Raw genomic sequence first — 5,227 nt, 5'->3', positions numbered from 1 at the left:
CGCTACCCCCACGTGGTCACCCTGAATGCCTCCGAACACTCGGGTACGATTTGCTGGACGATTGTGGAGGGGGCTAACCGATGCGCGTGAGCGGGCTGGTTCGATTGGGCTCCCGCGCTGGTGGCGTGTTTCCGGAGATAGTCGAGTGACGCCTACCCGGCCGAGTAGTGATGAGCGTCAGCGGCTGCTGCCGTCTGCATGGAGCTTGCTGGGGCCCTCGGCAGCGATGTCCGACAGCTGGACCGGCGGTATAAATCCGCTGTCGGCGGGGGTTCGTGGGGCAAGGACGGTAATCACTAGTGGATTGGCTAGCGGTGGGCGGTTACACAGTCCTGGCGCACCGCGTGATAGGGGATGCCGATGGACGAGCTGAGAGTCAACACTGGCGAACTCGAGACGCAGGGTAACGGCTTGGCCAATGCCGCACGCGACATTCCCGAGCCACCTGCTGCGTTCACCACCGCGGGTACTGACCCGCTATCGAAGGCGCTGTTGGCCAAGACCGGGGAGTATGAGGCTCCGTTTATGGCGGGTCTGCCGACTACTAAGGCTGATGCGTTGAAAACTGCTCAAAACATTGTTACCGCGGCTGGGATGTATGAACGGACAGATGAGCAGATCGCCGGCAATATTCGGCGCGCGCTGGCCGAATTGGATGGTGCTGCATCCGGCGTTGGGTCCGGCGGTGGTGGTGCTGCGGCGGCTGGAGCGGGGAGCGCCATAGGGTCCGGTGCTGGCAGCACTACGCCTGCCGCGTTTAGTGGTGCGGCAGGTGCCGCACAACAGGGTGGCCAGCTTGGGCAGCTGATGGGGATGCCGATGCAGATGGCACAGCAGGCTGCCCAGGCCCCGATGCAAGCGGCCAGTATGGCGGGGCAGGCCGCACAGGGTATCGGGCAGGGCGTTCAGAGTGGCGTGCAGCAGGCCACCAAGATGGCCAGCGAGATGGGCCAGAATGACGGCGCGGACGCCCAGGAGCAGCCGAGCCAGGCGGAACAGGCGCACGAGAATAAGGCCCAGCCCCCCGACGCTGCCGCGGCCGGCGAAGCCGTTGTCGAGAAGGCGCCTGCGGCGGCGCCACACCCCGAGGCCACGGCTGACGCTGCGCAGTCGGGGTCAGTGCCAGAAGCTGAACCGGAGCGCCAGCCAACCGGTGCGCCTGTATCCGATCCTGCAATTGTCTTGTGACCGTGAGAGTTTCTGACGCGAAGGTCTGCCTATGAGTGTGCCTCCCCCACAGGGTCCGTTTGGTTCACAACCGCCGAGCGGAGGTGGTCAATACGGCGGCAGCACTCCGCAATGGGGTCCGCCGCCGCCCGGCGCCGGGGGAGCGCCGCAGTGGGGTCCGCTGCCACAGTGGGGTGGACCTGCCCCCGGGCCACCTCCGAAAGGCGGTGGCCGCGGCAAGTGGATCCTGGCCGGCGTCGCCGTACTCTTGGCGATTGCACTAGCGGTAGTCATCACGGTGCTCGTGGTGCGCCCGGACTCAAATGGTGGTTCACCGACGGCCGATAACGGCTCTGACTCTGAATTCGCCAGCGCCGACGACACCGGGCCGGCCAATATCATCACCGAAGATCCGACGTGCGATGCGTGGCAGCGAATCTCACGAGAGGAATCTGCTGAAAGCGATTCTGTTAATTGGGACGATCGCGACCATTTGGTGCCTGCGACCGCGTGGACGGCCGAACAGCGAACTATGTATGAGACTGCTGGTAAGGCGATGACGAAGGCTGCAGATCAAACTCAAAATCTGGTCACACAAACGCCGAAGCGAGTGATACGCGAACTATATCAGCAATATATTGCGTATACACGGGCATTCGTTGATGCCATACCCTCTTATGTCAGCGAGGATGATAATTTAGTAATCACGTCGAATGTGGTGGCGTCGGCGCTAACTTATATCTGTTTGGCCATCGAGTACCGTTCTGCGCAACCTGTTGCCCCTGTAGTCCCGGAACCGGAAGGTCCGTCGGCGATATCGGATCTTGGCGACCCCAGTCACCCCCAGCGATTCCTCACCAAAACGAACTCGGTGTGCGACGAATGGGCAGCAATGTCCATCAAGTTTGATGATGACACCGCCGGGTGGCGTGCGATCGATCCTAAGATTCCAGCTGCCAAATGGACACCCGAGCAGAAATCGGTCAACGATGCAATTATGCCGGTGATGACGGCCAATGCTGATGAAATGGAGCGTTTAGGTCGCGAGAGCGGCAATCCAGTGCTTGAGGATATTGCGGTCTTGGCGGCGCAATATCGCCGTGCGTTCGTGAACGCTCTTCCAACCTACACTTCAGCGGACAATGCTCTGTCTCAAGCGTCAGTATATCTGGCCATGACGGTCAAGTGGGCATGCAAGGCGGTGGCGACATGAGGATGGAAACGGGCGCCGTAGATAAGCCTATGGGTGAGTATGCGGACAGGATGACTGGCCCCGGCGCATGGCCTGAGACCGATGAAAGCGAGTTCACGGCTCGCGCTGCAGAACTACAGGGAACCCTTTCGACGCTAACTGGTGCTCGCATTTCGTGGCGAAGTCACCAGGCGGCGATTTTCAACGGTGAACACGTATGGTCGGGTACCGCCGCGAACAAGGGGCAGTCCAAAGTTGAAAAGCACTCCACTGCGATGGAGGCGCGCGAACAGGAACTGCGTGATGCGATAAATTGGTGCAACGCGGCGGCTTGGAAAATTACGGGAGTTAAGACCGATATATTTAAGAATGTTAGCGATGGACATCGACAGATCGGAGAAATTCCGGAAGATGCTGACAACCGCAAACATCTAATTGATCAGATCGTCAATCGAAAATATGACGAGAATAAGCAGAAAGTTGACGACGCTGCAAAGAGCTTAGGCGGTGACAAGACCGACCTGCCCAATGGTCCAGCCAACGAAACAGACACCCCTGGCCAGGACCAGCCGACAGATGTCGACGTTCCGGCCGAGGACGATCCGATGTTCACTCTCGTAAGCAGAGAGGGCACTGAGGAGGCCCGTCCTGACAAGGTCACTCCGCCTGTCGTAAATACGGGTGGTGATTCTCCGGTCGAGCCGGTGAATTCGGCTCCGGATCAGCCACGTCCTGACAAGGTNATACGGGTGGTGATTCTCCGGTCGAGCCGGTGAATTCGGCTCCGGATCAGCCACGTCCTGACAAGGTCACTCCGCCTGCCGTAGATACGGGTGGTGATTCTCCGGTCGAGCCGGTGAATTCGGCTCCGGATCAGCCACGTCCTGACAAGGTCACTCCGCCCGCACCCATCGTTCAACCTGGACCTCCGTCGGTACCTCCATCCGGAAGGCCGTCAATCCCCAACCTCCCCTCGGCGCCTTCAACCCCATCAACCGGTCCGGCGCCAAGTGTCCCGGTCCTAGGTGGCGGCGGTGGTGCCCCGTCACCCTCAAGCCCAGGCACCAGCATGCCCAGCAGTCCGCTGAGTGATCTGTTCTCGCAGACCAGCGACGCCCCCGCAGGGTTGGATCCGACGCAGGCGGCTGGCCCACCGACAGGCGCCGCGCCGCCGCAGACGCCGGTGCAGGCATTTGCGGAGGGCTTCGCCGACGCGGCGAATGCGGCAGGCTCCGCTCCGATTCAGCCCGCGTCCGGAGCAGTGCTCCCACCGACGCCGGTGGAGCCGGTGGCGCCGCCTCCGGCGACCGGAGCGTCGACTCCGGCGTCCACTACGGGCGCAGCGAGCGGGGCCGCAGCTCCAACAGGTGCACCACCGGTGAGCGGTGCCATGCCAGGCGGCATGTCAGGTGGACCGGCGGCTCCACCCCCGATGCCGTTGGGTCCGCCGCCCACTCCGCCGCCGGCCGCACCGTCGGCTCCGGCCGGTCCCGCCGCACCACTTCCCCCAGCGGCAACCGGGAGTGCCGCTGCGGGGGCGATGGCTGCGCCGGCGCCGGTGCCGGTATCGGCGGCGCGTGCCGAGCGGGATGCGGCTGCGAGTGCGTTGCGACGATCGGGGACCGACCCGCTTGAGATCGCGCGGCGCATCGCTGCGGCGCTGAATGTCGGTGGCAGCGGGGGTCGCAAGGATCCGCTGTTCATGTGGCTGACCGGATTGACCAAAGACGGGTCGATCGTGGTGGCCAACAACTATGGGCTGGGCTACATCCCGGACGGAGTGAACCTGCCCGAACAGGTGAGGTTTGCCAGTGCCGACGAATCCATTCCGGTGCAGGAGCGGGCAACGTGGGCGACGTATCCGATCCTGGCGTTGCAGGGCTGGGCGCAGGCTCATGACACGAAGTTGCGTGCCGTGATTGCGATGGAAGAGCACCTCGAGGGATTCGACCCCGGAACCGCGACGATTGTGTTGCAGCCGGATGACCTTCCTAACGACGGGCGGATGCAGGGGCGATCGCGGCTGGAGGTGATCGCCCCGGATGCGGCGGCGAAGCTGGCGGCGCTCAGTGACGCCGCGCTGCCCGAGCAGTTGCCGCCGGCGCCGGTGGATCCGCAAGCCCCCGAGGACCGTCAGCTGAAATTGTTGAAGGAGGTGTTCCGGCCGTTGCTGGCGAGCGATCCGGGCCGCGTGGCGTTGCAGCTGCAGGCGATGGTCGCCTACGCCACGCATATGGAGGAATTGGCGCTGTATCGCGCGCACACCGCTGCGGATGCGGCCGCACAGCGGGCGGCAATCGCCGACTGGATCTATTGGCAGCACGTCGCCGTGCTGACGTCGGATGCCGTTGGGGTGTCTTAGGTGACCCTGCCTCTCGACGACGAAGATGATCCGAGGATCTGCTATCCGCCGACCCCGGTGCTGCCAGAGATGTATGCAGATCTGGATCTGCAGTTGTTCACCGCGTGCGATGACGCGGCACGTTGGGCGGCGGTGGTCGCTGGCACCCGCGAGCTACTGGATCGGTTCGATCACCTCAGGTCGCCCAAAGTCAGAATGTCGACCGGGCCAGAGATCGTGGTCAGCAGGCTGCGAACCTGTGTTAACGATTTCGAGACCTGCGGCGTGGTGGCCATCTCCAGGTGGTTGCAGGCCGTCGTGGACGTGCTGCAGGCGCATCTGCATTTGCAGCAGCAGTGTGCTGACGACATCCGCCGCGCAGTAAGCGTCGATGAGGCGATCTCGGCGATAACCGAGGCGGGGGCGTCGCTGACCGCGGCGGCCGAGAACATGGCGACCTACCCGTTCGCAGACTTCCCGCCGTTTCACTCGAGGTTGTCCCGGTCTTCGTGGAATTTGAGGTGGCG

General features: G+C 63.1%; 4 protein-coding genes. All 4 read left to right on the top strand.

Annotation, left to right across the window (positions count from 1 at the left end):
* The first annotated feature begins 360 nt into the window (after positions 1-360).
* Entirely contained in the window at positions 361-1,188 is an 828-nt protein-coding gene (locus CWS39_RS27780; protein ID WP_233213741.1) for a hypothetical protein, read from the top strand.
* A gap of 283 nt (positions 1,189-1,471) precedes the next feature.
* A complete protein-coding gene (locus CWS39_RS27775; protein WP_233213740.1) occupies positions 1,472-2,380 on the top strand; it encodes a hypothetical protein in 909 nt (302 codons plus the stop codon).
* Positions 2,381-3,428: 1,048 nt separating this feature from the next.
* Positions 3,429-4,721, top strand: coding sequence for a secretion protein EccK (locus tag CWS39_RS28770; RefSeq protein WP_142386968.1), 1,293 nt, complete (start codon positions 3,429-3,431; stop codon positions 4,719-4,721).
* Positions 4,722-5,227, top strand: a 506-nt coding sequence (locus CWS39_RS27760) for a hypothetical protein (protein WP_142386967.1), incomplete at its 3' end; no start/stop codon positions are given.

The sequence above is a fragment of the Mycobacterium hubeiense genome, assembly GCF_002838065.1.
Taxonomy (GTDB): Bacteria; Actinomycetota; Actinomycetes; order Mycobacteriales; family Mycobacteriaceae; genus Mycobacterium; species Mycobacterium hubeiense.
This window is presented reverse-complemented; position numbering and strand designations above follow the sequence as displayed.